The organism is Bordetella sp. H567, from assembly GCF_001704295.1.
GTDB lineage: Bacteria > Pseudomonadota > Gammaproteobacteria > Burkholderiales > Burkholderiaceae_B > Bordetella_C.
In genome coordinates this window covers 50,254-73,645 of the sequence record NZ_CP012334.1, presented here as the reverse complement: position 1 = coordinate 73,645, position 23,392 = coordinate 50,254, and the positions used below count along the sequence as shown (strand labels likewise).

Annotated in this window: 21 protein-coding genes; 10 read left to right on the top strand and 11 right to left on the bottom strand. The window is 67.5% G+C overall.

The window, feature by feature from the left end; translation table 11 throughout:
* The first annotated feature begins 7 nt into the window (after positions 1-7).
* The 5 genes from AKI39_RS00350 to AKI39_RS00330 all read left to right on the top strand — a co-directional run bounded on the left by AKI39_RS00350 (position 8) and on the right by AKI39_RS00330 (position 6,520).
* Positions 8-976, top strand: coding sequence for a PhaM family polyhydroxyalkanoate granule multifunctional regulatory protein (locus tag AKI39_RS00350; RefSeq protein WP_066631366.1), 969 nt, complete (start codon positions 8-10; stop codon positions 974-976).
* A 53-nt stretch (positions 977-1,029) separates the two neighbouring features.
* Positions 1,030-2,403 (top strand): bifunctional UDP-N-acetylglucosamine diphosphorylase/glucosamine-1-phosphate N-acetyltransferase GlmU, encoded by a 1,374-nt coding sequence (gene glmU, locus AKI39_RS00345; RefSeq protein WP_066631365.1) that lies wholly within the window; start codon positions 1,030-1,032, stop codon positions 2,401-2,403.
* A gap of 89 nt (positions 2,404-2,492) precedes the next feature.
* Positions 2,493-3,842, top strand: coding sequence for an MFS transporter (locus tag AKI39_RS00340; protein ID WP_066641894.1), 1,350 nt, complete (start codon positions 2,493-2,495; stop codon positions 3,840-3,842).
* Positions 3,843-4,100: 258 nt separating this feature from the next.
* Positions 4,101-5,435 (top strand): UDP-glucose dehydrogenase family protein, encoded by a 1,335-nt coding sequence (locus AKI39_RS00335; RefSeq protein WP_066631363.1) that lies wholly within the window; start codon positions 4,101-4,103, stop codon positions 5,433-5,435.
* Positions 5,432-6,520 carry a glycosyltransferase family 4 protein gene (locus AKI39_RS00330; RefSeq protein WP_066631361.1) on the top strand — a complete coding sequence of 363 codons (1,089 nt, stop codon included), beginning with the start codon at positions 5,432-5,434 and terminating at the stop codon, positions 6,518-6,520. The genes AKI39_RS00335 and AKI39_RS00330 overlap by 4 nt, the downstream gene beginning before the upstream one ends.
* A gap of 7 nt (positions 6,521-6,527) precedes the next feature.
* On the opposite strand, the gene AKI39_RS00325 is transcribed toward AKI39_RS00330, so the two are convergent.
* Positions 6,528-7,004 (bottom strand): Lrp/AsnC family transcriptional regulator, encoded by a 477-nt coding sequence (locus tag AKI39_RS00325; protein ID WP_066631359.1) that lies wholly within the window; start codon positions 7,002-7,004, stop codon positions 6,528-6,530.
* A 175-nt stretch (positions 7,005-7,179) separates the two neighbouring features.
* Between AKI39_RS00325 and glmS the strand changes: the two genes are divergently transcribed.
* The gene (gene glmS / locus AKI39_RS00320; protein WP_066641892.1) at positions 7,180-9,012 is read left to right on the top strand and encodes a glutamine--fructose-6-phosphate transaminase (isomerizing); all 1,833 of its coding nucleotides are present in this window, start codon (positions 7,180-7,182) and stop codon (positions 9,010-9,012) included.
* Positions 9,013-9,103: 91 nt separating this feature from the next.
* On the opposite strand, the gene AKI39_RS00315 is transcribed toward glmS, so the two are convergent.
* Together AKI39_RS00315 and AKI39_RS00310 are read right to left on the bottom strand one after the other, a co-directional pair.
* On the bottom strand, positions 9,104-9,928 hold the full coding sequence (locus tag AKI39_RS00315; RefSeq protein ID WP_066631355.1) for an alpha/beta fold hydrolase: 825 nt from the start codon (positions 9,926-9,928) through the stop codon (positions 9,104-9,106).
* Positions 9,929-10,232: 304 nt separating this feature from the next.
* Positions 10,233-11,996, bottom strand: coding sequence for an MOSC and FAD-binding oxidoreductase domain-containing protein (locus AKI39_RS00310; RefSeq protein WP_066631353.1), 1,764 nt, complete (start codon positions 11,994-11,996; stop codon positions 10,233-10,235).
* Between the two features lie 225 nt (positions 11,997-12,221).
* On the opposite strand from AKI39_RS00310, the gene AKI39_RS00305 reads away from it, so the two are divergent.
* Together AKI39_RS00305 and AKI39_RS00300 are read left to right on the top strand one after the other, a co-directional pair.
* Entirely contained in the window at positions 12,222-13,226 is a 1,005-nt protein-coding gene (locus tag AKI39_RS00305) for an SDR family NAD(P)-dependent oxidoreductase (RefSeq protein ID WP_201258536.1), read from the top strand.
* Positions 13,227-13,286: 60 nt separating this feature from the next.
* Positions 13,287-13,826 (top strand): DUF4142 domain-containing protein, encoded by a 540-nt coding sequence (locus AKI39_RS00300; RefSeq protein WP_066631351.1) that lies wholly within the window; start codon positions 13,287-13,289, stop codon positions 13,824-13,826.
* 48 nt (positions 13,827-13,874) lie between these two features.
* Here AKI39_RS00300 and AKI39_RS00295 read toward each other — a convergent pair whose 3' ends face one another.
* From AKI39_RS00295 to AKI39_RS00285, 3 genes are read right to left on the bottom strand one after another with little or no spacing between them, the layout of a single operon-like run.
* Complete coding sequence (locus tag AKI39_RS00295) at positions 13,875-14,804, bottom strand: polysaccharide deacetylase family protein (RefSeq protein WP_066631349.1); 930 nt, start codon at positions 14,802-14,804, stop codon at positions 13,875-13,877.
* Positions 14,794-15,288: an ureidoglycolate lyase gene (locus AKI39_RS00290; protein ID WP_066631347.1), complete on the bottom strand. Its 495-nt coding sequence runs from the start codon at positions 15,286-15,288 to the stop codon at positions 14,794-14,796. The genes AKI39_RS00295 and AKI39_RS00290 overlap by 11 nt, the downstream gene beginning before the upstream one ends.
* Positions 15,257-16,633, bottom strand: a complete 1,377-nt coding sequence (locus AKI39_RS00285; RefSeq protein WP_066631345.1) for an MFS transporter — start codon at positions 16,631-16,633, stop codon at positions 15,257-15,259. The genes AKI39_RS00290 and AKI39_RS00285 overlap by 32 nt, the downstream gene beginning before the upstream one ends.
* A gap of 138 nt (positions 16,634-16,771) precedes the next feature.
* Here AKI39_RS00285 and AKI39_RS00280 point away from each other — a divergent pair, with 138 nt between their 5' ends.
* Positions 16,772-17,530 (top strand): IclR family transcriptional regulator, encoded by a 759-nt coding sequence (locus tag AKI39_RS00280; protein WP_066631343.1) that lies wholly within the window; start codon positions 16,772-16,774, stop codon positions 17,528-17,530.
* A 15-nt stretch (positions 17,531-17,545) separates the two neighbouring features.
* Here the strand turns inward: AKI39_RS00280 and AKI39_RS00275 are convergent, their stop codons facing one another.
* The 5 genes from AKI39_RS00275 to AKI39_RS00255 all read right to left on the bottom strand — a co-directional run bounded on the left by AKI39_RS00275 (position 17,546) and on the right by AKI39_RS00255 (position 22,311).
* Positions 17,546-18,442 (bottom strand): amidohydrolase family protein, encoded by an 897-nt coding sequence (locus AKI39_RS00275; RefSeq protein ID WP_083228548.1) that lies wholly within the window; start codon positions 18,440-18,442, stop codon positions 17,546-17,548.
* A 14-nt stretch (positions 18,443-18,456) separates the two neighbouring features.
* A complete protein-coding gene (locus tag AKI39_RS00270) occupies positions 18,457-19,491 on the bottom strand; it encodes an NAD(P)-dependent oxidoreductase (RefSeq protein ID WP_066631341.1) in 1,035 nt (344 codons plus the stop codon).
* 5 nt (positions 19,492-19,496) lie between these two features.
* A complete protein-coding gene (locus tag AKI39_RS00265) occupies positions 19,497-20,489 on the bottom strand; it encodes a Bug family tripartite tricarboxylate transporter substrate binding protein (RefSeq protein ID WP_066631340.1) in 993 nt (330 codons plus the stop codon).
* A 56-nt stretch (positions 20,490-20,545) separates the two neighbouring features.
* Complete coding sequence (locus AKI39_RS00260) at positions 20,546-21,259, bottom strand: RraA family protein (RefSeq protein WP_066631339.1); 714 nt, start codon at positions 21,257-21,259, stop codon at positions 20,546-20,548.
* Between the two features lie 74 nt (positions 21,260-21,333).
* Complete coding sequence (locus AKI39_RS00255) at positions 21,334-22,311, bottom strand: hydroxyacid dehydrogenase (RefSeq protein WP_066631335.1); 978 nt, start codon at positions 22,309-22,311, stop codon at positions 21,334-21,336.
* A 110-nt stretch (positions 22,312-22,421) separates the two neighbouring features.
* On the opposite strand from AKI39_RS00255, the gene AKI39_RS00250 reads away from it, so the two are divergent.
* Positions 22,422-23,354, top strand: coding sequence for a LysR family transcriptional regulator (locus tag AKI39_RS00250; RefSeq protein ID WP_066631334.1), 933 nt, complete (start codon positions 22,422-22,424; stop codon positions 23,352-23,354).
* Positions 23,355-23,392 lie beyond the last annotated feature (38 nt).

Sequence of the window (23,392 nt, the reverse complement as noted above, 5' to 3'; positions counted from 1 at the left end):
GGACGAAATGACCGACCAAAACAGCAATCCCTTCGTTCTGCCCGGCATGGGACAAGCTTCGGGCGATGCCGCGGGCAACCCCCTCCTGGCCAGCATGGAGATGATGCGCCAAGCTTGGGCCGGCCTGACCGGGCCGGGCGGCCTGGCGCAGGTCATGCCCATGACGCCCCCCATGAATCTGCAGGAACTGGAGCGGCGCATTGCCGAGCTGCGCGCGGTCGAAAGCTGGCTGCGCATGAATCTGTCCATGCTGAGCAGCACCATCCAGGGCATGGAGGTGCAGCGGTCCACGATCGCCACCCTGCGTTCCTTCGTCGATAACCTTGGCGCCCAGGCCCAGGATCCTGCCAGCTGGGGGGATGCCTCCCCACTGGAAGTCGTCCTCGGCCTGAAACCGGCGCCGGGCAGGTCGGGCGCGGCCGCCGGCGGGCAGGCGCGCGACGCGCGATCGGCCGCGGATATCCCACCCGAGCCCCAGGCACGATCCTGGGGCGGCGCGGGCGCGGATGCCCGCGAGCCGGGCGTCGATACCGGCGCGCGGGCGGCCGGCGCGAGGCAGGACGCCGCCGCCGCGCCACCGGAGCCCGAAGGCCAGGCTGGTGCCGGCGTGCCTTCGTCCGGGTCCGCCCAAGCCATGAGCCAGGCCGCGCAATCGGCGTCGGAAGCGTGGTGGGGCATGCTGCAGCAGCAATTCAATCAGCTGGCGGCGGCGACCGCCGCCAGCATGCCGGGCGGAGCGCAGGGGGCGGGAAGCGCGCAACAGGGCGCCTCGACCAGCGGCGCGGCGCCTGGGGGCGCCGCCACGCAAGAACACCCCCACGCCGGACCTGCAAACCGGCACGGCGCCTCGCAGCCGGCTGCTTCCGCATCCGGGTCGGCCAGCGGCAAAAAGAACGCCACCGCGGCCCACCGCGCCACGTCTCGTAAAACGGCCGTCAAGAAAAACAAAATACAATCGGACCCTGATCAGTCGTAATTCCCTTCTAGCCATGCGCCGCCCACGAGGCGGCGCATTCTTGTCGGAAATCCATGCTCAACGTTGTCATTCTCGCTGCCGGGCTGGGCAAGCGCATGCAATCGGACCTGCCCAAGGTGCTGCATACGCTTGCCGGCCGTCCCATGCTGGGACATGTCGTCAACAGTGCCCGCGCGCTCGACCCCGCGCGGATCGTCGTAGTGGTGGGGCATGGCGCCGATCACGTCAAGGCCGCGTTCGCGGACCAGCCCGATCTTTCCTTTGCGCTGCAGCAGCCGCAGCACGGCACCGGCCATGCCGTGGCCCAGGCCGTGCCGCTGCTGCGCGAAGGCGATGACGAGGACGTGACCCTGATACTGTACGGCGACGTCCCGCTGGTCCAGCCCGAGACCTTGCAGCGCCTGCTGGCCGCCCGGGGTACCGGCATGGCCGTGCTGACGGAAACGCTGGCCGATCCCACCGGCTATGGCCGCATCCTTCGCGACGCGCAAGGCGGCATCCGCCGTATCGTCGAACACAAGGATGCGTCGGACGCCGAACGGGCCGTCGCCGAGGTCAACACCGGCATCCTGGCCGCGCCCACGGCGCGCTTGAAGGACTGGCTGACGCGCATCGACAACCGCAACGCCCAGGGAGAGTATTACCTGACCGATGTCGTCGGCCTGGCCGTCAAGGACGGCGTGCCGGTCGGCAGCGCGCAGCCCGCCGCCGGCTGGGAAACGCTGGGCGTCAACAGCCGTGTGCAACAGGCCGAACTGGAACGCGTCTGGCAGCGCGAGCAGGCGCGCCGCCTGCTGGAGGCCGGCGCCTCCATCGCGGACCCCGCACGCTTCGATCTGCGCGGCAGCCTGCGCGTCGGACGCGATGTGTTCATCGACGTGGGCTGCGTCTTCGAAGGCGAGGTCGAACTGGCCGACGGCGTGCGCATTGGCCCGCACTGCGTGCTGCGCGACGTGCGCGTCGGCCCGGGCACCATCGTGGAAGCCTTCAGCCATCTGCATGACGCCTCCATGGGTCGCGACGCGCGCATCGGTCCCTACGCGCGCCTGCGTCCCGGCACCGCGCTGGCCGACCGCACGCACATCGGCAATTTCGTCGAGGTGAAGAACAGCCGCGTCGGCGAGGACAGCAAGGCGAATCACCTGGCCTACATCGGCGACGCTGATATCGGCGCGCGCGTCAACGTGGGCGCGGGCGCCATTACCTGCAACTACGACGGCGCGAACAAGCATCGAACCATCATCGAGGACGATGTGTTCATCGGTTCGGATACCCAGCTGGTCGCGCCGGTGCGCGTCGGCCAGGGGGCCACGCTGGGCGCCGGCACGACGCTGACCCGCGACGCGCCGGCCGGCAAGCTGACGGTATCGCGCGCGCGGCCGACCACCATCGAGAACTGGCAACGCCCCGTCAAGAAGAAATCGTGAAGGACCAGACCAGCCTGCCTCCCGACGAACAACCCGGCGCCCCGTCGAAGGGGGCCGGCGCCGAAGCGCCCAAGCCGGTTTTCGAAGGACTGCCTGCCCCGCGGCGTTACTGGGCGGCCGGCGTCGTCATGCTGGGCATGACCTTGGCGGTGCTGGACGCCACCATCGCCAACGTCGCCCTGCCGACGATATCCGCGGACCTTCGGATCAATCCCGCCAGCGCGGTGTGGATCGTCAACGCGTACAGCGTGTCGGTGGTCGTCATGCTGCTGCCGCTCTCAGCCCTGGCCGAGCGGGTGGGTTTCCGCCGCATGTTCGGCCTGGGGCTGGCGCTGTTTACGCTGGCGTCGCTGGGCTGCGCCATGGCCAGCTCCCTGACGACGCTGATCCTCGCGCGCATGTTCCAGGGGGTGGGTGCCGCATCGCTGATGTGCATGTTCGGCGGATTGGTACGCAACATTTATCCGCTGGCCAAGCTGGGCCGGGGCATCAGCCTGAACGCCACCCTGGTGGCCGTCATGTCGGTGCTGGGCCCCACGCTGGGGTCAGCGATCCTGTCCGTGGCCGCTTGGCCGTGGATTTTCGCGGTGAACGTGCCGATCGGCATTTTCGGCTTGTTCCTCGTGCGCTTCCTGCCTGATCCGCCGCGCAATACCACGCCCTTCGACGTGATCAGCGCCCTGCTTTGCATGGTGGTGCTGGGCGTGTTCATCACCGGCGTCGACAACCTGCACGAAGACCTGATACGCGGCCTGGGCATGGTGGCGATATCGGTGCTGGCGGGCATCCTGCTGGTGCGCCGCGCCAGCAGCCAGACCGCGCCGCTCGTGCCGGTGGACCTGCTGCGTATCCAGCCGGTGGCTTACGCGGTGGCGGCGTCGGCATGCACCTTCGCCGCGCAGATGAGCGCCTATGTCTCGCTGCCCTTCTATTTCCAGTCCGTGCTGGGCCGGCCGTACCTGCAAGTCGGCATGCTGCTGGCGGCCTGGCCCGTGGGCACCGCGGTGATCGCCCCGCTGGCGGGCCGGCTATCGGATCGCTATTCGGCCGCGTCGCTCAGCGGCGTGGGCGCCGCCTGCATGACATTCGGCCTGGTGTGGCTGGCGGTGCTGCCCCACAGCGCGTCCAACGCCTGGATCATCGCCGGCATGCTGATCTGCGGCCTGGGCTTCGGGTTCTTCCAGACGCCCAACAACCGCGCCATGATTTCGTCCGCGCCGCGCAGCCGCAGCGGCGCCATCGGCGGCGTGCAGGCGACCACCCGGGTCTTCGGCCAGAGTTTCGGCACCGCGCTGGTGGCGACCGCGTTCGGCCTGGCGCCCACGCGCGGGCCGCTGGTGGCGATCATCCTGGGCGCGGTGTGCGCCGGCCTGGCCGTCCTGGTGAACACGGTGCGCTTCTCGCGGGTGGCCACGCCCGCGACCGCCCGCAAAAGCTAGGGCCTGTCGCGTTTACCCCGCAAAAGCGGGCGCCCGTGGCGGCGGCGGCTTGCATCCGGACGCGATTTATTTCATGGCAAAGCGGGCGGCGCGCATTGCCCGTGGCCGGTTTACACATCGCCCGCAGCCGGTTTATTTCATGATTGTCCGATCACGCGGGCGGCGGCGTAGCGGCGTCGCGGGCTTTTCATTGCCCCTCCTATAATGCCGCCATGGCCCGGGTCACGCGGGCGATGAATCCATGAAGGGCAATCAGCAATGAAGATCACCGTGGTGGGTACGGGTTACGTCGGCCTGGTTTCCGGCGCCTGCCTGGCGGAAATGGGCAACGACGTCATGTGCCTGGACGTCGACGCCGGCAAGGTCGAGCGCCTGCGGCGCAACGACATTCCCATCTACGAGCCCGGCCTGGAAGAGCTGGTGCGCCGCAATGCCAAGGGCGGGCGCCTGCACTTCACCACCGACGTCGCGGAGAGCGTGCGCCACGGCGACGTCCAGTTCATCGCCGTCGGCACGCCGCCGGGCGAGGATGGCTCGGCCGATCTGCAATACGTGCTGGAAGCTGCCCGCAATATTGGCCGCCACATGGCCGGCCGCAAGATCATCGTCGACAAGTCCACCGTGCCGGTGGGCACGGCCGACAAGGTGCGCCAGGCCGTGGCGCAGGTGCTCGCGCAGCGCGGCGTGGATCATCCCTTCAGCGTGGCCTCCAATCCCGAGTTCCTGAAGGAAGGCGCGGCGATCCAGGATTTCATGAGCCCCGACCGCGTGGTCGTGGGCGCGGACGACGACTACACCATCGGTGTCATGCGGCGCATCTATGAGCCTTTCCAGCGTACGCACGACCGCCTCATGGTGATGGACGTGCGCTCCGCGGAGCTGACCAAGTACGCCGCCAACGCCATGCTGGCCACGCGCATCTCGTTCATGAACGAGATGGCCAACCTGGCCGAGATCCTGAACGCCGACATCGAGCAGGTGCGCCGAGGCATCGGCGCGGACCCGCGCATCGGCTATCAATTCCTTTATCCGGGTCCGGGGTATGGCGGTTCCTGCTTTCCCAAGGACGTGCAGGCCCTGGTCCGCACGGCCGAACAGCATGGCCTGCCCATGCGCGTCATCCACGCCGTGGAAACCGCCAACGAAGCGCAGAAGTTCCGCCTGTCGCAGAAGATCGTGCGCCGCTATGGCGAGGACCTGGGCGGCCGCACCTTCGCGCTCTGGGGGCTGGCGTTCAAGCCCAATACGGACGATATGCGCGAGGCGCCCAGCCTGACGGTCATCGAGGAACTGGCGCGCCGCGGCGCGCGCATCCGCGCCTATGATCCCGTTGCCATGGACGAGGCCCGCAAGGTGCTGGAGCGAGCGAACGGTGTCCTGGCGAAGGTGGACTTCGTGGCCGATATGTACGAAGCGGTGGACGGCGCCGACGGCCTGCTGCTCGTCACGGAATGGAAGGCCTTCCGCGCGCCGGATTTCGAACGTATTCTCGGCCTGATGAAGTCGCCCCTGATCCTGGACGGCCGCAACCAGTACAACGCGGCCGAGCTCAAGGCCATGGGTTTCGATTACGAGGGCATCGGGCGCGCATGAAGATCCTGCAGCTCAATTTCGAGAAAGGCTGGCGGGGCGGGGAAAGACAAACCCTGTACTGCATGATGGCGTTTCGCGATGCTGGGCACGACGTCGAACTGCTGGCGCGGGCGGGCGGCCCGCTGGCGCAGCGTGCCGCGGAACAGGGGTTCACGGTACACGCCGTCAAGCACGTGCCCGGGCAGATCGGCTTCCTGGCCGCGCGCGGGCGGCGCTACGACATCATCCACGCCCAGACGGCGAACACGGTTACCTGGGCGGTCCTGACCAAGCCGCTGCATGGCCGCCCCATCGCCTTTTCGCGGCGCACGTCCTTCGTGGTCAAGCCCAACGAGGAATGGAAGACGGGCGGCAAGTGGCGCCGCGTGGATCTGTTCGTGGCGATCAGCGAGATGGCGGCCGCCGAGCCGCGGCGGCTGGGCATCGAGCCGGTCATCATCCGCAGTGCCGTGCTGCCCGCGCCGGTCGATATGGCCAACCTGGCCCGGCTGTCTTCCGAATTCAAGCTGCCGGGCAAGAAAATCATCGCCACCTCGGCCGCGCTGATTCACGACAAGGATCCCTTGACGATGATCCGCGCCGTGGGCGAACTGGCCAGCACGCGGCTGGACTTCATCTTCGTGCACTTCGGCGCGGGGGGCAACAACGAGGCCCAGGCCCATGCGCTGGTGGCCGAACTGGGCCTGCAATCGGTCTACCTGTTCGCCGGCTTTCGCAAGGGCGTGGAGGATTTCTACGCCGCCATGGATGTGTTCGCCATGAGCTCGCGCGAGGAAGCGCTGGGCAGCAGCGTGTTCGATGCTTTCCTGCGCCGCGTCCCGGTGGTGTCGACCGACGCCGGCGGTCTGAAGGAAAGCCTGGCCGACGGCCGCGGCATTCTTTGTCCCGTGGAAGACCATCACGCCCTGGCCCAAGGCATGGGGCGGCTGCTGGACGATGCGCAACTGCGCGAGGATGTGGCGCAGCGCGCGTATGACTATGTGCGCGCGGAGCACGACGTGCGCGGCATGGGCGACCGCTACCTGGCCCAATTCGAACGCCTGCTGCGCGAGCGCGGCGAGGCGCGGCGCATCGAGGCGTCCTGAAGGACGTCTACATCGCCAGGCGGGTGTCGAATTTCGCGCGATGGACTGAGAAGAAGGTCCGGACGTTGCGCACGTTGGCCTGCGCAGTGAACGCGCGATGCACCAGCGCGTGATAGGCAGGCATGTCCTTGACCTGCGCGATCAGCAGGAAATCCGGCCCCGGAGAGACGCGATAGCACTGCAGGACGGCGGGTTCCGCCTGCATGCGGGCCTCAAACTCGTCCATGCGTTCGGCCGCTTGCACATCCAAGGTGACCTCGACCACGGCCGTCAGGGTGCTGCCCAGCCTGGCGGGATCGAGGATGGCGACCTGCTTCTGGATCACCCCCGTTTCGGTCAGGCGACGCACGCGGCGCAGGCAAGTCGGCGGCGAGGCATGTACCCGTTCGGCCAGTTCCTGGTTCGTCAGGGATGCATCCGTCTGCAGCTGCTCGAGGATGCGGCGGTCAAGGTCGTCCAGATCGGGCGTTTCGGTGGAGGCCATGGGAGTGTAGAAGGGGAATATGAAATATATGGAGCATATTCTATCCCTCCTGGAAATCGCATTTCGTCACGGATATTTCAAACAATATAATTTCAATTTCGTAGAAATAAAGAAATCCGATTTCTTTGTGTCGCCCCCACAATCCCCGCATCGCAACGTCTTTTGGAGCTTCCCCATGTGCGGCATCGTCGGCGCCGTCGCCCAGCGCGACATCACTCCCATCCTGGTCGAGGGCCTGCGCCGCCTGGAATACCGGGGCTATGACTCCTGCGGCGTGGCCGTGTATGCCGACGGCGAGTTGCGCCGCACGCGCAGCACGGAGCGCGTCTCCGAATTGTCCGAGCAGATCGGCCGCGACCGTGTCTCGGGCTTCACGGGCATTTCGCACACCCGCTGGGCGACGCATGGCGCGCCGGCCACGCACAACGCGCATCCGCACTTTTCCAGCTTCGGCAAGGACGCGCCCCGCATCGCGCTGGTCCACAATGGCATCATCGAGAACCATGACGAGCTGCGCGCCGAGCTGCAAGCCGCCGGCTATGTCTTCGAAAGCCAGACCGACACCGAAGTCATCGCGCACCTGGTGAATCACCTGTATGCCGGGGACCTGTTCGACACCGTGCAGCAGGCCGTGCGCCGCCTGCATGGCGCCTACGCCATCGCGGTGTTCTGCCGCGATGAGCCGCATCGCGTCGTCGGCGCGCGCCAGGGTTCGCCATTGGTGGTGGGTGTCGGCGACAACGAGAATTTCCTGGCTTCCGATGCGCTGGCCCTGGCGGGCACCACCGATCGCATCATCTATCTGGAAGACGGCGACGTCGTCGACTTGCAGTTGACGCGCGTATGGATCGTCGACGAACAGGGCCGTCCTGTCGAACGCAAGATCAACACCGTGCAGGTGCATACCGGCGAGGCCGAACTTGGCCCCTATCGCCACTTCATGCAGAAGGAAATCTTCGAGCAGCCGCGCGCCGTCGGCGACACGCTGCAGGACATCGAGACCATCACGCCGGAATTGTTCGGCGATGGCGCGTACCGCGTTTTCAAGGACACGGATTCCGTATTGATCCTGGCCTGCGGCACCAGCTACTACGCGGGGCTGACCGCGAAGTACTGGATCGAATCGCTGGCGCAGATTCCCGTCGCCGTCGAAATCGCCAGCGAATACCGCTACCGCGACAGCGTGCCGAATCCGCGCGCGCTGGTCGTCACCATCTCGCAGTCCGGCGAGACCGCCGATACCCTGGCCGCGCTCAAGCATGCGCGCGGCTTGGGTATGGGGAACACGCTGACCATCTGCAACGTCGCGACCAGCGCGATGGTGCGCGAATGCAAGCTGGCCTTCATCACGCGGGCCGGCGTGGAGATCGGCGTGGCGTCGACCAAGGCCTTCACCACGCAGCTGACGGCGCTGTTCATGCTGACGCTGGCGCTGGCGCAAACGCACGGCCGGCTGACGGACGAGCAGGAAGCGGATCACATCAAGGCGCTGCGCCATTTGCCGGTGGCCATCGGTTCGGTGCTGGCGCTGGAGCCGCAGATCATGGGCTGGGCCGCCCGCTTCGCCAGCAAGGAAAACGCGCTGTTCCTGGGACGCGGCCTGCACTATCCCATCGCGCTGGAAGGCGCGCTGAAGCTCAAGGAGATCAGCTACATCCACGCCGAGGCCTATCCCGCGGGCGAGCTCAAGCACGGTCCGCTGGCCCTGGTGACCGAGCAGATGCCGGTAGTCACCATCGCACCGAACGACGCGCTATTGGAGAAGCTGAAGTCGAACATGCAGGAAGTGCGCGCCCGCGGCGGCGAGCTGTATGTCTTCGCGGACGCGGACAGCCATATCTCCAGCGGCAACGGCACGCATGTCATCCGTATGCCGGAGCATTATGGGAAGCTTTCCCCGATCCTGCACACGATACCTTTGCAGCTGCTGGCGTATCACACTGCCTGCGCGCGTGGCACGGACGTGGACAAGCCGCGGAACCTGGCGAAGAGCGTGACGGTCGAGTAAGCGGCTATCGACCGCCATCCCAGGCGCCAGGCGACCTGTGTGCCCGTCCCCAGGCATTCGGGAATGTGCGGTGCGCAGCGCCAGGGCACGGCTAATGACCAGCGCGGGCGCAGCGCTGGACGAAGTCCAGGATCAATGGCGTTACGTCCTGAGGGCGCTCCAGGCTGGGTAGATGTGCGGTATCCGCGATCGCCTGGCCCGTCGCGTTGGGCATCGTGTGCGCGATATGGCGGGAACGCTCCTGGATGTGCGGGAAGTCGAGCTCTCCCCAGAGCAGCAGCGTGGGCGCGCTGATTTCGCCGAGGCGCGGGAAGGCGGCAGCGGTATCCAGGCTGGCTCCGACGGGCGGGGACCGGAGCGCGATGGCGTTCATGTCCGTGAACAGCGCCCGGGCAGGGCCCGCCACGCGCCCTTCCGGCGCCAGGGGACCGTCCAGCCAGAGCCGGGCCCGGATCGCGTTGAGCCTGTCCAGGTCGCCCGCGTCTTCCGCCTGTTTTTGCCGGGCCAGCATGGCCGCGATTTCGGGCGGATGGGTGATGTCCGGCGCGCCGGTGACGCTGGGCGCGATGAGCACCAGGCCGCGCACCCGCGTGGGATGGCGCAGTGCCGCGTCCAGCGCGATCCTGCCGCCTTGCGAACATCCGACCAGGATGGCGGGCGCGCCGCCCGCCACGCCGTCGATGACCGCCATCAGATCCGCCACGGCCGAGGCATCTTCTTCCTGCGCGCTTGTTTCGCCGAAGCCGCGCCGATCGTAGGCGATGGCCTGGCACTGGCGGCCGGTGGCATCGAGTTGCGCCGACCACATGCGCCGATCGCCGACGACGGCGTGCAGGAAGACAACGGGATGGCCGGTACCGACGGTTTCCGCGGCCAGTACGGCACGGCCGGAAACGATACGTTGAAGAGCGGGCATGGCGCCTTTCCAGGTGGGTACTGTCCGGAGTCCAGGCAAACGGTGCCGCTCCCGGCAGCGGAGCGTCCCTCGACAGCGCGTTAGCATAACGGCTTTATCATCGCCCCACCATGCGAAGGAGACGGCCATGGCTGTATGCCAAGCTGGGGTGGACGCCGCTGAAGTCGCCCCATATCTTCATGGAAATCTACAAGCCCGACGTATACGCGACGCCAGGGTGAAGGTCGTCCGCCACCGGCCAAGGAGCCGTGACGTCGATCCGGCCGCATGGCTTGTACGGCAATGCCAGTAGCGTCAACAGGCTCTAGATATCCACCACCACATCGCCCCGCGGCCGCGCGCAGCAGATCAGGACATTGCCGGCGGCCGGCGCATCGAGCGGATCGGGCTGGTACACGACGGTGCCGGAGACCAATCCGCTTTCGCAGTTATGGCACACGCCCGCGCGGCATGACCACCGCACGGGTACGTCGCAGGCCTCGGCCAGTTCCAGGATGCTTTGATAGGTGGCGGCGTTCCAGTGTGCCGCGATGCCGCTGCGCGCGAACGATATCAGGGGCCCCGCGTCCGCCTCGTCCTTCGGGGGATGCGGTGGCCGCGCGGGAGCGGGCGCGATGCCCGGGGTCAGCGATTCGCCGCCAGTGAAGATCTCGGCATGGATGCGCTCCGGCGCGACGTGCAGGGACGCAAGCGCCGCTTTCATATCCGCCATGAATGCGGGCGGTCCGCAAAGGTAGACATCCGCGGCGGGCAACACGTCCAATGCCTTCAGGGTCTCCGGCGACAAATGTCCCAGGGCATCGAAGTCCCGGCCCGCGTGGTCCAGCGGGCCGGGTCGGCTATAGCAGACCCGGCTGCTGCCATGGGCCAGCGATTGCACCAGGCCGCGCGCTTCCGCGGCGAAGGGGTGGTGTTGTCCATCGCGCGCCGCGTGCAGCCACAGCACCCGCCGCGTGGAGCGTGCCTCCGACAGGGCGTGCAGCATTGCCCGCACCGGCGTCGCGCCGATCCCCGCGCTCAGGAGCACCACCGGCCCGTCGCCGGGCTGCAGCGTGAAGCTGCCGCGCGGCGCGCTGACGTCCAGGACGTCGCCCACCCGCACATGCTCGCGCAGGTAGTTGCCGGCCTTGCCGTTGGGTTCGACTTTTACGCTGATCCGGTACCCTTGCGCGGCGTCGGCGCTGGAAAGGGAATAGCTGCGGAAGATGGGCGGGCCATCCGGGGCGAGTGGGAGGCGCAGGACGACATACTGCCCGGGCAGCGCCGCGGGCAGCGGCTGGCCATCGGTGCCCTGCAGCGTCAGCGACAGCACGTCGGCCGATTCGGCCCGCACGGCCGCCACCGCAAGCCGCCGGAACCCCGGCGCGGCCGGATGCCCCGCCGCCGTGGGCGCGAGCCCGGCATTGCCGCCCGCCGGGGAATTCGCCGGCTGTTTCAGCAGCGCCTCGAACGACGCGCGCCATCCCGGCGAAAGCGCCTGGATGCGAAGCGCGCGTTCCAGCTGTTCGCGCGGATGCGCCGGCGAATAGAGCAGCGCGTTGGTTTCCGCCACGGTCAACGCGTCCTGTGCTTCGCCGACCTTCGTGATCTCGTCGCCGGCGCCCACCTCGCCTTCACGCAGGACGCGCAAGTAAAAACCCGGCAGTCCGCTGGAGGTCAGCAGGGCCGGCATCCTGGGCTCGTTGGTCCGGATGCCGACGCGATAACAGGTGACGCGCGGCTGCGTGACCTCGAACAGGGCGGTGCCGATCTGGTAGCGGTCGCCGATGCGGACCTCGGCGTCGGCCAGCCCTTCGACGGTGAAATTCTCGCCGAATTGGCCAAGGACGAAGTCCTTCCTGCCCAGCGTCGTTTCCCAGTGGCGATACGCCTCGACCTGGTAGACCAGGACGGCCCGCTGTTCGCCGCCGTGGCCGGCGAGATCGCCCTGGCCGTCGCCGTCCAGGTTCAGGCGCCCGGCGTGGCAGCGGCCGGCAACGGGGTACTTCCAGATCCCGGTGCGGACGGTGCGCCCCTTCCATTCGACGTCGCGCGGCAAGCCGACGTTGACCGACAGTAATCGTGCCATGCTAGGTCTCCGCCGCCGTGCGGGTCCGCCACCGGCGTTCAAGGTTCAGCCGCGCCATTGATGCCATCGTACGCGTACGATCATGATCACGTCCACGCGGAAGCGGCGCGCCTGCCGCCAACGCGCCGCCCGTGCCCGGCATGGCGGTTGCGCGTGCCGCCCCCTGTTATGGAGCCGAAGAGCGAAATGCGCCCGCCTGTCCCTATCGGAATCCTCCTCCCCCGTGTGCGCGTGTTCGTTGCCCTGCTGATTGCGCTCATGCTGGGCGGTTGCGCCATATCGCCGCGCATCGGGCCGGACGACCGGCCGCGTATCGCCGGCAAGACCTTCGTGGTGACCGGCGCCTCCAGCGGATTCGGGCGCGGCGTGGCGCTGGAGTTGGCCGGCCAGGGCGCCAACGTGGTGCTGGCAGCGCGGCGGGCGACGGTGCTGCAGGAGGTGGCCGACGAGGTGCGCGGCCGTGGCGGCGTCCCGCTGGTGGTGGAGACCGACGTCGGCAAGGCGCAGGACGTCAGCCATCTGGCCGAGGCCGCGGTCGCCCGCTTCGGCGCCGTGGATGTGTGGATCAACAACGCGGGCGTGGTGGCCATCGGCCGCTTCGAGGACATTCCCGTCGAAGACCATGCGCGCCTCGTGCAGACCAATGTGATGGGCGTCATCTACGGCAGCCATGCCGCCATGCGCCTGTTTCGCGCGCAAGGCCACGGGACGCTGGTGAACGTCGGTTCGGCGGAAAGCGTCGTGCCCCTGGCCTATCACGCGTCGTATTCGGCCAGCAAGGCGGCAGTGCTGAGCCTGGGGCGGGCGCTGGACCAGGAGATACGCCTGAGCGGGCAGCGGGACATCAGCGTGGCCACCGTCCTGCCCTGGGCGGCCGATACGCCGGTGCTGCAGCACGCGGCCAACTACAGTGGCCGCACCCCGCGCATGGTGTCCATGGACGACCCCCAGACGGTGGTGGACGCGATCGTATGGGTGTCCGTGCATCCCCAGGACACGCTGCCGGTGGGTTGGAAGGCGCGCGGCGTGTACGTCATGCACCATTTGCTGCCGGGCATGACGGAATCCATCGCCGCCGATATGCAGCACAAGAAGCAGATGGAAGATGCGCCGCCGGCAGGGTCGACCGACGGTGCGCTGTATCGGCCTTCACCGGCCGATACCGGCGTGGAGGGCGGCAACCGCGCGCGCCAACAGCGCGAGGACGCGGTCAGGGATGGCGGTTCGTGAGCATGCGGGCATGGCCCGTGCTGTTCGCGCGCTCCAACCCAAGATCCTGAAGGATAGACTATGAAACTCTACCGTGCTGCTTTGCTGTGTTCCATTGCCGCGTTCGTCGGCCTTGCCGGCTGTGCCAGCCGCGACAACGGCGGTCGCGGGCCCATGTTGTCCGGCAGTGACCAAACCTTCCTGGAAAATGCCGCGCAAGGCAATCAGGCGGAGATCCAGGGCAGCAAGATGGCGCTCGACAAGAGCAGCAGTTCCGAAGTGCGTGCCTTCGCGCAAACGATGATCAAGGACCATACGGCCGCCAACGAGAAGCTGGTCGCGCTGGCGACGCGCAAGGGCTACAACCCGCCCACCGCGCCGTCCATGATGCAGGCCACCGAGCTGAAGGGCTTGAACCTGTTCTCCGGCAATGCCTTCGACAAGGCTTATGTGGACCGCATCGGCATTGCCGCGCATGAGGCGACCATCAAGCAGTTCGAGACCGCCGCCAGCGGGGCCAACGACGCCGATATCCGCGCCTTCGCGCAAGGCCTGCTGCCGGCACTGCGCCACCATCTGGAAATGGCGCAGGCGCTGAACCAGCAGCAGAAGCAGCAGTAGCCGCGGCGGCCAGGCCGCGGTGAATCGTGGTTTACACCACGAGCGATGTCACCGGGGCGGCTGGTAAGGGTGGTGCTTCATCCAGTGGCGCGCGATGTCCGCGCGGCGGCACAGCCACACATTCGGGCGCTGGGCGATGTATTCCAGGAACCGGGACAAGGCGGTCGCGCGGAAAGGATGGCCGGCCACGCGGCAATGCAGGCCGATCGACATCATCTTCGGCTCGGTCGCGCCTTCATCCCACAGCGCATCGAATTGTTCGCGCAGCACCTCGAAGAAATCGCCCCCGGTGTTCAGTCCGCCGCGCAGGAATTTCGCGTCGTTCATGACCTGGGTGTAAGGCACCACCAGATGGGGGCGGCCGCCGGCCGTGGTCCAGTAAGGCAGGTCATCGTTATAGGCGTCGCTGTCGTACAGGAAGCCGCCATGCGCGGCCACGATCTCGCGCGTATGCACAGTGGGCGCATAGCGGCAATACCAGCCGGCCGGCGCCGCGCCGGTCAGCGCGGCGATCTGATCATAGGCGGCATGGATGGCGCGGGCTTCGGCCTCGGCGCTGAGCGTCTGGTGGCGTTCCCATCGCAGTCCATGGCCGCACACGTCATAGGTTCCGGCCGCGACGCCCTCGCGTATGGCCGCGGCGATGGCGGGATTGCGTTCCAGCGCGAGGGAACAGGCGAAAAAGGTCGCGGGCGCCCCGTGGCGCTGCAGGATTTTCCACAAGCGCCAGAAGCCGGCACGGCTGCCGTACTCGAACATCGATTCCGCGCCCAGGTCGCGGCCGGCGAATGCCCGCCCGCCTGTCTCGATCAGGCCGACCTCGCTGTCGGCGTCGCCGTCGGGCACCGAGGGCTCGGAGCCTTCCTCGACATTGATCACGATATTGACGGCGACGCGCGCCTGCGCGGGCCATTGAGGATCGGGCGTCGTCCTGCCGTATCCGGCCAGGTCGCGCACCGGATGATTGCTATTGGACATCGGTGTGAGGCTCCGCGGGGTCGATGGAAAACGGGAGGGCGGTGGTTTCGGTGTCGGCGCCGTCCGGCATGCGGCGCACCATGGAGACAAGCGCGGCGTCCATGCCGTCGCCCATCATTCCAGTGTGCCAGACGCCGGGGTGCCAGGCGAAACCCCAGCCCGCGGGAATATGGATGGCGGTCAATTGACCGAGCCGCGTCGGCGGCTGTCCGCGCGGCGCCGCCACGGCCACCAGCCGATACGCGCCCAGCGGAACGAAGGCCTGCACCGAATACGGATGCCGTTCCAGGATGCCGAGCGGCCCCGCCGCCCGGCTGGAGCGCGCGCGGATCACCGTGGCCGTGAATGCGCCGCGCGCTTCGGCCCCGATGGCGTCCAGGGGGATAGGGATGCGTTCGTCGCCCGGCGTGACCGGAAAGACCAGGCCGTAGGGCGCCAGGCGGGCATCCCCGTCAGGCCGAACGGCGATGTGCTGCAAGGGCATGAGGCTTATTCTCCTGATTCATGCGCTCGGCCTTGGCCAGCTCGCTATGCGAGAAGGCCCAGGTCAACAGCGCGCCCAATATAACGAAACCCGCGAAGATCGCGCCGGTCGCGGCGAAGCCACCGGTCACGTCGCGGCTCCAGCCCAGCAGCGGCGGCGCCAGGATGCCGCTCAGATTGGCCAGCGAATTGATCAGCGCCACCGCCGCGGCGGCCGCCGTCCCGGTCAACACCGAGGTAGGCAGCGTCCAGAGCATGGTGTTGGCGGCATATACCCCCGCGGCGGCGACGATCAGTCCGGCCAGCGCGGCGGCGTGGTTGCCGAGCATGAAGGTCGTGAATACGAAGCCCACCGCCGCCAGGACCAGCGCCACGCCAAGGTGGCGGATCTTCTCTCCCTTGATGTCGGAATGGCGTGCCCACAGATACATGGCGCACACGCCGGCCAGGAAGGGCAACACGCTGAGCAGGCCCACGGCGGTATTGGAAAAGCCGAAGCTCTTGATGATCTGCGGCAGGAAGAAGGCGATGCCCGTGACGCCGAAAACAATGCAGAAAAGAATGCCGGCGAGCAACAGCACGCCGGGGGACGTGAACGCCTCGGACAGCTTGTACTTGCGCACGGCCTCCAGGCCGCGCCGCTCTTCATCGAGTATTCCTTCCAGGCGCTCGCGCTCGGCGGGCGACAGCCAGCCCGCCTTGGAAGGACGGTCGGTCAGCAGCCAGAGGCAGGCGACACCGAGCACCACGGCCGGGAGGGCTTCGATGATGAACATCCACTTCCAGCCCGGCAAGCCGCCGACGCCATTCATGCCGTCCAGCACATAGCCCGAGATCGGGCTGCCTATTAACCCCGATATGGGAATCGACATCATGAAAATACTGGTAAAGCGTGCCCGGTACGACTTCGGGAACCAGTAGCTGATGTACATGACGATGCCCGGAAAAAAGCCCGCCTCGGCCACGCCAAGCAGGAAGCGCAGGACATAGAAGCTTTTCTCTCCCTGCACGAAAGCCATGCACGCCGAAACGATGCCCCAGGTGATCATGATGCGCGCGATCCAGCGGCGCGGACCGACCTTGTCCAGGATCAGGTTGCTGGGCACTTCAAAGAGGAAATAGCTGACGAAGAACATGCTCGCGCCGAAGCCATAGACGGCGTTCGACAGCCCGAGGTCGGCATTCATCTGCAGGGCGGCGAAGGAAATATTCACGCGATCCAGGTAGGCGCAGACGTACAGGACCATGATCAGCGGAATGAGGCGCCGCGCGGCCTTCGCGATGAGCGCCTTGTCGTCGTGCGGGACGGCGTGGCCGCCCGCGGGAGTGCTGCCGATGTGAGCCATGATGAAAAACCCCTTGTATATGGATGCGCCGATCTGTCCGGCGTCGGGTCGATGCTATGCTCGACCCCTACCCGCAACAAGCCGGATTTCCCGGAATCCGGAATTTTTGTTCTCAAATTTAGGAATCCGGATCGCGCCATGGATGACGCCCCCATCGACAAGACACTGGCCATCATGGAAGCCGTGGCGGCCTCGCGCCGCCCGCTTTCCGTCACCGAGATTTCGGACTTGACGGGGTTGGCGATGCCGACGGCGCACCGGCTGGTCGTGCAACTGATCGACCGCAACGTGCTCAGCCGGCACCTGTCGTCCAAGCGCGTAATGCCGGGGGCCCGCCTTACCAGGTTGGGGATCGACGCCGTGCAGACCTCGCTGAACGCCGATCAGCCGCACGCCTTGCTGAAGTCGCTGGCGATCTCCTTGGGCGAATTCGCGCAAATCAGCATGGTGGTGGACGGCGAGCTGGTGTGCGTGGACGCCGCCGCGGTGCGGCGGCCGGGCGGCCTGCACCTGGAACAGGGCAATAAGGGGCCGCTGCATTGCACGTCCATCGGCAAGCTGCACCTGGCCCACATGCCGGAAGAGGCGTTGTCGCAATGGCTGCGTTCCTCCACTCGGCGCAAGTTCACCGGCAGCACGCTCACCAGCGAAACCCGGCTGCGCGCCCACTTCAACGAGATCCGGGCCCAGGGCTGGGCCTCGTGCAACGAGGAGTGGAACGCGGGCGTGGTGGGCGTGGGTGTGCGCATTCCGCTGCGCAGCAATGCCTTTATCGGCCTATGCGTCTCCGCGCCGACGGCGCGCATGGACCACGAGCAGATGGTCGGCAATGTCCCCGTGCTGCGCAAATTCGCCGCGGATATCGCCGTGGCCTTCGAGGCCGGCAGCGCCGGCTGATGGGTTCGCCCGGGTCTAGCCGGCGCCCGCCCGGGATTGCGCCGGCGGTTCGAACCCATAAAGCTCGCAGGGATTGTCCACGAAGATGGCTTGCCGCTGTTCCGGCGTGGCCATCCAGCCGTGGAAGAGATCCAGGATCGATGCATCGTCCGGCAACGATTTATCGGGATTCATGATGGCCGACACGTGAGGCCAGTCGGTACCCCACACGACGCGCTGCGGCGCCGCGCCTATCCAGCCGCGCACCAGGTCGCCGCCATCGACATAGGTCGGCGCGCCGTCCACGCTATCGTGGTCGACGCCGGATAGCTTGATCCATGTCCGCCCCTTGTCCACGAGCCGGCGCAGCGCGGCCCACGCCGGATGCGCGCGGGCGTCCGGCTGCGGAATCCGTCCAAGGTGGTCGATGACCAACGGCGTGGGCAGGCCGGCCAGCCGGGTCTCCAGGGCGGGATAGTCGCGCCCCAGCGCATGCACTTGCACATGCCACCCAAGGTCGGCCACGCGCCCCGCCAGCAGCTCCAATTGCTCCACGCCCGCGCCGGCAGGCCGCGCCAGGTTGAAGCGGATGCCACGCACGCCGGACGCGTCCAGCGCGCGCAGCGTTTCGCGCGACGTGCCGGCGTCGATGACCGCCACGCCGCGCGCGCTGTCGCCCATCGACGCCAAGGCATCGCACAGGCAGGCATTGTCGACGCCGTAGCTGGATGGCTGGACGATGACGCTGCGCGCCGTGCCCAGCCGCGCCCGCAATTGGCGATAGTGCGCGACCGTCGCATCCGGCGGGCGGTAATCCGCCTCGGGATGGTAGGCGAAACGCGTGTCATAGATATGGTGATGGCAATCCACGCTGCCCTCGGGCAGCGTAGCGCGGGCCGGTTCGGTACCGGCGGACCACGGGGCTGTCGTCATGATGATCCGTGCGGCTAGGGGCGTTGCGGCGCGGCGCCGGGCGTGTCTTCGCGGGCCAGCAGCGGCCTCACGCGAAACGCCTGCGTGGCGTTCACGGCGCCGTCGGGCATCCGGCCCGCGGCCAGGGCCGCGATCTGGCGCACCGTATCCATGGTTTGGTGTTCGCGGGCCTCCGCCGTCATGCCGCCGACATGCGGCATCAGGACCACGTCGGGCCGGTTTTCGAAGCGGGCGGACGGCTTCTGGTCGGGCGCGCGGCCGACATCCAGCGCGGCACCACGCAGTCGCCCGGCGTCCAGGGCCGCCAGCAAGGCGTCTTCGTCCACCAGTTCGCCGCGCGCCAGATTCAGGAAGCAGGCGTCCCGCGGCATGCGCGCGAAGGCAGCGGCATCCATCAGGTTTTCCGTTTCTGGCGTCGACGCGGCCAGGCAGACGACATAGTCGGAATCACCGAGCACCGTTTCGAAGGGCGCGCCGATCGCGCCCAGCTCGTCCGCGGGAATCGCCGGATCGTATGCGCGCACCCGCATGCCCAGCGCTGCCGCGTGGGAGGCCAATTGGCGGCCGATGCGGCCGTAGCCGACGATGCCCACGCGCGTTCCGGCAAGCTGCCTGGCTTTCGCCACGACCGGTGCACGGCCATGGGCGTAATCGTGCCGGGCCCTGGAGATGCCGCGCGCCAGGTCCAGGATCATGGCAAGCGCAAGTTCGGCGACCGCCGTGGCGAAACCGGCGCTGGCCCGGGTCACGAGGATGCCCAGTTCGGAGGCCGCCGCCACATCGACGGTGCTGATGTCCACCGCCGCCCGCAAAAAAGCCAGCAGGTCCGGTGCATGGGCGAAGGTTTCGCGGCTACCCGCGACCGAGCGGTGCGCGATGATGGCCTGGCAGCCGGCGCTGGCCTCCGCCAGCTCGCGCCCGGCCAGCACTCGGCCGGTGGTGTTGCGCACGACATCGGCATGGGTCTGCAACGCAGCCAGGCCGCTCGCGCTGTAATAGCCGGCGAACTCGTCGTCGGTGTAGGTCAGGAATACCTTGAGTCGGCTCATGGCGGTCAATCCATCGAAATGCCGTTCTTGCGGATCAGTTCTGTCCAGCGCTGCGTATCGGCCTTGATGTACGCGGAGAAATCCGCGGACGAGGCGACGAACGGTAGCATGCCGATTTCGGCCAGTCGCTTGACCAGCACCGGGTCCGCCAGCGATTTGCGTATCGACGCGTCCAGGCGCGCCACGATGGCGGTGGGCGTGCCGGCCGGCGCGAACATGCCGACCCAGGTGTTGGCGTCGAAGCCGGGCAGCGTGGCGCCGATATCCGGTATGTTGAGGTCGACGATCTTGCCGGCCCCGGGCGCGCCGCTGATGCCCAATGCGAGAATCTTGCCGGCTTTTACGTTATTGATCGTGGCGGGTACGGTGTCGAACATCAGGTCGATCTGGCCGCCCAACAGGCCCGATGTGGCCAGGGCGGGGCTGCGATAGGGCACATGGAGCAGGTCGACCTTCGCCATCGACTTGAACATTTCGGCCGCCAGATGGCTGGTGGTCCCTGGGCCCCCCGATCCGTACGTGTACTTGCCGGGCGCGGCGCGCGCCTTGTCTATCAGCTCCGCGACCGTCTTTACACCCATCGACGGATTGACGACCAGGACGAGCGGCCCGCTGGCCACTCCGGACACGGCCACGAAATCCTTGGCGGGGTCGTAGGGCAGGGACTTGTAGAGTCCGACGTTGATGGCATGGGTGCTGATCGTCCCCAGCAGCAAGGTATAGCCGTCCGGCGCGGCGCGCGCGGCGGCCTGGGTGCCGATCAAGCCCGCGGCGCCCGAGCGGTTCTCCACGATGATGGGCTGGCCCAGCTCATTCGTCAGCTGGTTGGCGATCAGGCGGGCGGCGACGTCCGTGAATCCGCCCGGTGCGAAGGCGACGATCATGTTGATAGGCCGCGTCGGCCAGGGCTGGCCGTCGGCGGCGAACACGCGCGCGGGGCCGGCGGCGAGCGCGCACGCCGATGACTGCAGGAACGCACGGCGGGAAAGCGGGCGCATGGGTTGTCTCCTCTATGATGTTCTGTGCGTCCGGCGGCGCGGCCGCCGGCGCAGGGTCAGACCGGCAGGCCCTTCGCGCGCAGTATGGCGTTGAAACGTTCCGGGTCCGCCGTGCCGCTGCGGTTGGATTCGCGGATCTGCGCTTCCTTGCGCAGATGAGCCTGTGTCTTCTCGAGTACCGTTTCGGCTTCTTCGGCCGGGATGGCGATCACCCCGTCGGCATCGCCCACGACCAGATCCCCCGGCATGACGGCCAGGCTGGCCACCGCGATGGGGACGTTGATCTCGCCCGGTCCGTCCTTGCTCGGCCCGCGGTGGGTATGCCCCCTGGCGAAGACCGGCATGCCGTCCTCGGCCCACTCGCACAGATCGCGGACGGCGCCGTCGATCACCAAGCCGGCGAGCTGCCGCGCCACGCAGGTGGTGCGCATCAGGCCTCCGACCAGCGCCTGGGTGATATCGCCCCCGCCATCGACGACCAGCACGTCGCCGGGCTGCGCCATCAGCAAGGCCTTGTGAATCATCAGATTGTCGCCCGGCCGCACGCGCACGGTCAGCGCCTGACCCACCATGGTCGTCTCCAGGCGCGCATGGTACTGACGCAGGCCGATGGTGCCGATGTTGCGGCTCATGGCGTCGCCGATGGCCGCGACCGGCAGCGTTCGAAAGGCGTCCACCAGCGCGGCGGGCAAGCGCGGCGCACTGGGATTGATGCGATAGCCGGCAGGCCAGCCGGCGGCAAGCGGGGACGCGGATGCGGTGCTGCTCATGGGATCTCCTTGATCAAAATTCCTGTGTGGCGGTTATCCGCTGTTTTGCCGGGCTGGTCGGCCCCGCGCCATCGTCAGCGCCGCGCCAGGACCTGCGGGTTGACGCAACGCGACGGGTCGGGCGGCTGGCCCGCCAGCACGGCCAGCACATTGGCGGCCGCGCCCGTGGCCATGAGGGCCAGCGCGGAAGGGGTGGATCCGCCGACATGCGGCGTCAACACCACGCTATCCAAGGCCAGCAGCGCGCTATCCGCGGGAAGAGGCTCCACCGCCATGGTGTCCAATCCTGCGGAATGCAGATGGCCGCGACGCAAGGCCGCGACCAGCGCGTTTTCGTCCACCACCTCGCCGCGCGCGGTATTGACCAGAATCGCGCCCGCGGGCAGACGGGCCAGCTGGGCCTCGCCCAACAGGCCGCGCGTGTGCGCATTCAGCGGCACGTGCAGGCTCAGCACCTCGGCCTGCGGAAGCAGCATATCCAGGCTTGCCGCGCGCTCGACGCCGGGCACGGGGCTGTCGCCGGTGTAAGCGGGATCGAACGCAATGACCCGCATACCCAGCGCCAATGCGACGCGGGCGACGCGTTGGCCCACCTGGCCATAGCCGACCAATCCGAGGGTGAGGCCGTCCAGTTGCCGGCCGTCCTGCATCCGTTCCCAACGTCCCGCTCGTAGCGCCCGGTCCATCGCGGGAACGCGGCGCGCGGCGGCAATCATCAGCCCGATGGTCAGTTCCGCCACCGAGGCCGCATTGGCGCCCGGGGTGACATAGACCGGAATCCCGCGTTCGCTGGCGGCCGTCACATCGATATTGCTTACGCCGACGCCGTGCTTGGATATCGCCTTCAGCGTGGGGCAGGCCCGGATGGCGTCGCCGGAAAGCGCGACGGTGCGCGATATGACGGCATCGACCGGCTCGGAAGCCAGGATTTCTTCCACCTCCGTCGCCGCGTCGGCGCGTGTCAGATACCGGATGCGGGCGCCGTGTTGCTGCAGCAGCTCGACGCCGGCCGGATGCAGCTTCGACGCCGTCACGAGTACGGTAGGGGACATGGGAGAGGGCTCCATCGGGGAAGCCGGCATTATGGTCAGGCGATCGGCAACGGTCTATTCGATAATGATGATCTACTCTTTACTTTGAGTTATGGAAGGGACGCGACGCCATGGAGATCAATCTACGGGACCTGCGCTATTTCGAGGTGCTGGCGGACCTGGAGCACCTTGGCCGCGCGGCCGAACGGCTGGCCCGCAGCCAGCCGGCCCTGACCAAGTGCATACATCGCCTGGAGGACGTCATCGGCAGCCCGCTGTTCGAGCGCACCGGACGGGGTATCCGCCTGACCCGCGTCGGCCAGGTCCTGCGATCCCGCGCGCGCATGCTGCGCGACAACGCCGACGAGGTAATGCGCGAAGTCAGCGATTTCGCCAGCGGCCGTTCCGGGCACGTGCGCCTGGCGAGCGGCCCCATCGCCGCGGACCATCTATTGCCGGAACTATGCCGGCTGGCCTTGGCGGAGTGTCCGGATATCACCATAGAAATCGCGATCGGGCCGACCTCGGCGCTACGCAGCCAGCTGAAAGAGGGGAGCATCGACATTCTGATAGGGCTGACCGCCGAAGGCGATCCCGACATGGTGACGGTGCCTATCGTGCAGGATGTCGTGGTGGTCGCCGCAAGGCGCGGCCACGTCATCTTCCGCCGCAAGAACGTTGCGCTGGAAGATTTGCTGGAGTTCCCCTGGGCGCTACCGGGACCCACGGTGCCCAGCCGACAATGGCTGGATTCGGTATTCGTGGCCAGCGGACTGTCCCGGCCAACGGCGCAGATCGAGACCAGTTCGCTGCCGCTGCTGCCGCGCATGATCGCGCAGACCGAGCTATTGAGCTTCGTTTCGCACCATACCCTGGCGCTGCATCACGGCAGGATGCTGCGCGAGATCCCGCTGGCCCAGACCACCTTGACCCGCTCGCTCGGCGCGACCTACCGGAAAGCGGGCTATCTATCGCCCGCCGCGGAGCGCGTCCTGAACCTGTTCCGTACGAACGGCGCCCGCCTGTTCGCAAACGCGATGAGCGGAAGGGGGGCTAAACGGTGAACCGCGCCACCGGGGCATGCGGAGTGGCCCTTGGGCCG

Coding starts and splice junctions, on each gene's coding strand:
- AKI39_RS00350 (WP_066631366.1), top strand. CDS start 8: ATGACCGACCAAAACAGCAATCCCTTCGTTCTGCCCGGCATGGGACAA.
- glmU (WP_066631365.1), top strand. CDS start 1,030: ATGCTCAACGTTGTCATTCTCGCTGCCGGGCTGGGCAAGCGCATGCAA.
- AKI39_RS00335 (WP_066631363.1), top strand. CDS start 4,101: ATGAAGATCACCGTGGTGGGTACGGGTTACGTCGGCCTGGTTTCCGGC.
- AKI39_RS00330 (WP_066631361.1), top strand. CDS start 5,432: ATGAAGATCCTGCAGCTCAATTTCGAGAAAGGCTGGCGGGGCGGGGAA.
- AKI39_RS00325 (WP_066631359.1), bottom strand. CDS start 7,004: ATGGCCTCCACCGAAACGCCCGATCTGGACGACCTTGACCGCCGCATC.
- glmS (WP_066641892.1), top strand. CDS start 7,180: ATGTGCGGCATCGTCGGCGCCGTCGCCCAGCGCGACATCACTCCCATC.
- AKI39_RS00315 (WP_066631355.1), bottom strand. CDS start 9,928: ATGCCCGCTCTTCAACGTATCGTTTCCGGCCGTGCCGTACTGGCCGCG.
- AKI39_RS00310 (WP_066631353.1), bottom strand. CDS start 11,996: ATGGCACGATTACTGTCGGTCAACGTCGGCTTGCCGCGCGACGTCGAA.
- AKI39_RS00300 (WP_066631351.1), top strand. CDS start 13,287: ATGAAACTCTACCGTGCTGCTTTGCTGTGTTCCATTGCCGCGTTCGTC.
- AKI39_RS00295 (WP_066631349.1), bottom strand. CDS start 14,804: ATGTCCAATAGCAATCATCCGGTGCGCGACCTGGCCGGATACGGCAGG.
- AKI39_RS00290 (WP_066631347.1), bottom strand. CDS start 15,288: ATGCCCTTGCAGCACATCGCCGTTCGGCCTGACGGGGATGCCCGCCTG.
- AKI39_RS00285 (WP_066631345.1), bottom strand. CDS start 16,633: ATGGCTCACATCGGCAGCACTCCCGCGGGCGGCCACGCCGTCCCGCAC.
- AKI39_RS00280 (WP_066631343.1), top strand. CDS start 16,772: ATGGATGACGCCCCCATCGACAAGACACTGGCCATCATGGAAGCCGTG.
- AKI39_RS00275 (WP_083228548.1), bottom strand. CDS start 18,442: ATGACGACAGCCCCGTGGTCCGCCGGTACCGAACCGGCCCGCGCTACG.
- AKI39_RS00270 (WP_066631341.1), bottom strand. CDS start 19,491: ATGAGCCGACTCAAGGTATTCCTGACCTACACCGACGACGAGTTCGCC.
- AKI39_RS00265 (WP_066631340.1), bottom strand. CDS start 20,489: ATGCGCCCGCTTTCCCGCCGTGCGTTCCTGCAGTCATCGGCGTGCGCG.
- AKI39_RS00260 (WP_066631339.1), bottom strand. CDS start 21,259: ATGAGCAGCACCGCATCCGCGTCCCCGCTTGCCGCCGGCTGGCCTGCC.
- AKI39_RS00255 (WP_066631335.1), bottom strand. CDS start 22,311: ATGTCCCCTACCGTACTCGTGACGGCGTCGAAGCTGCATCCGGCCGGC.
- AKI39_RS00250 (WP_066631334.1), top strand. CDS start 22,422: ATGGAGATCAATCTACGGGACCTGCGCTATTTCGAGGTGCTGGCGGAC.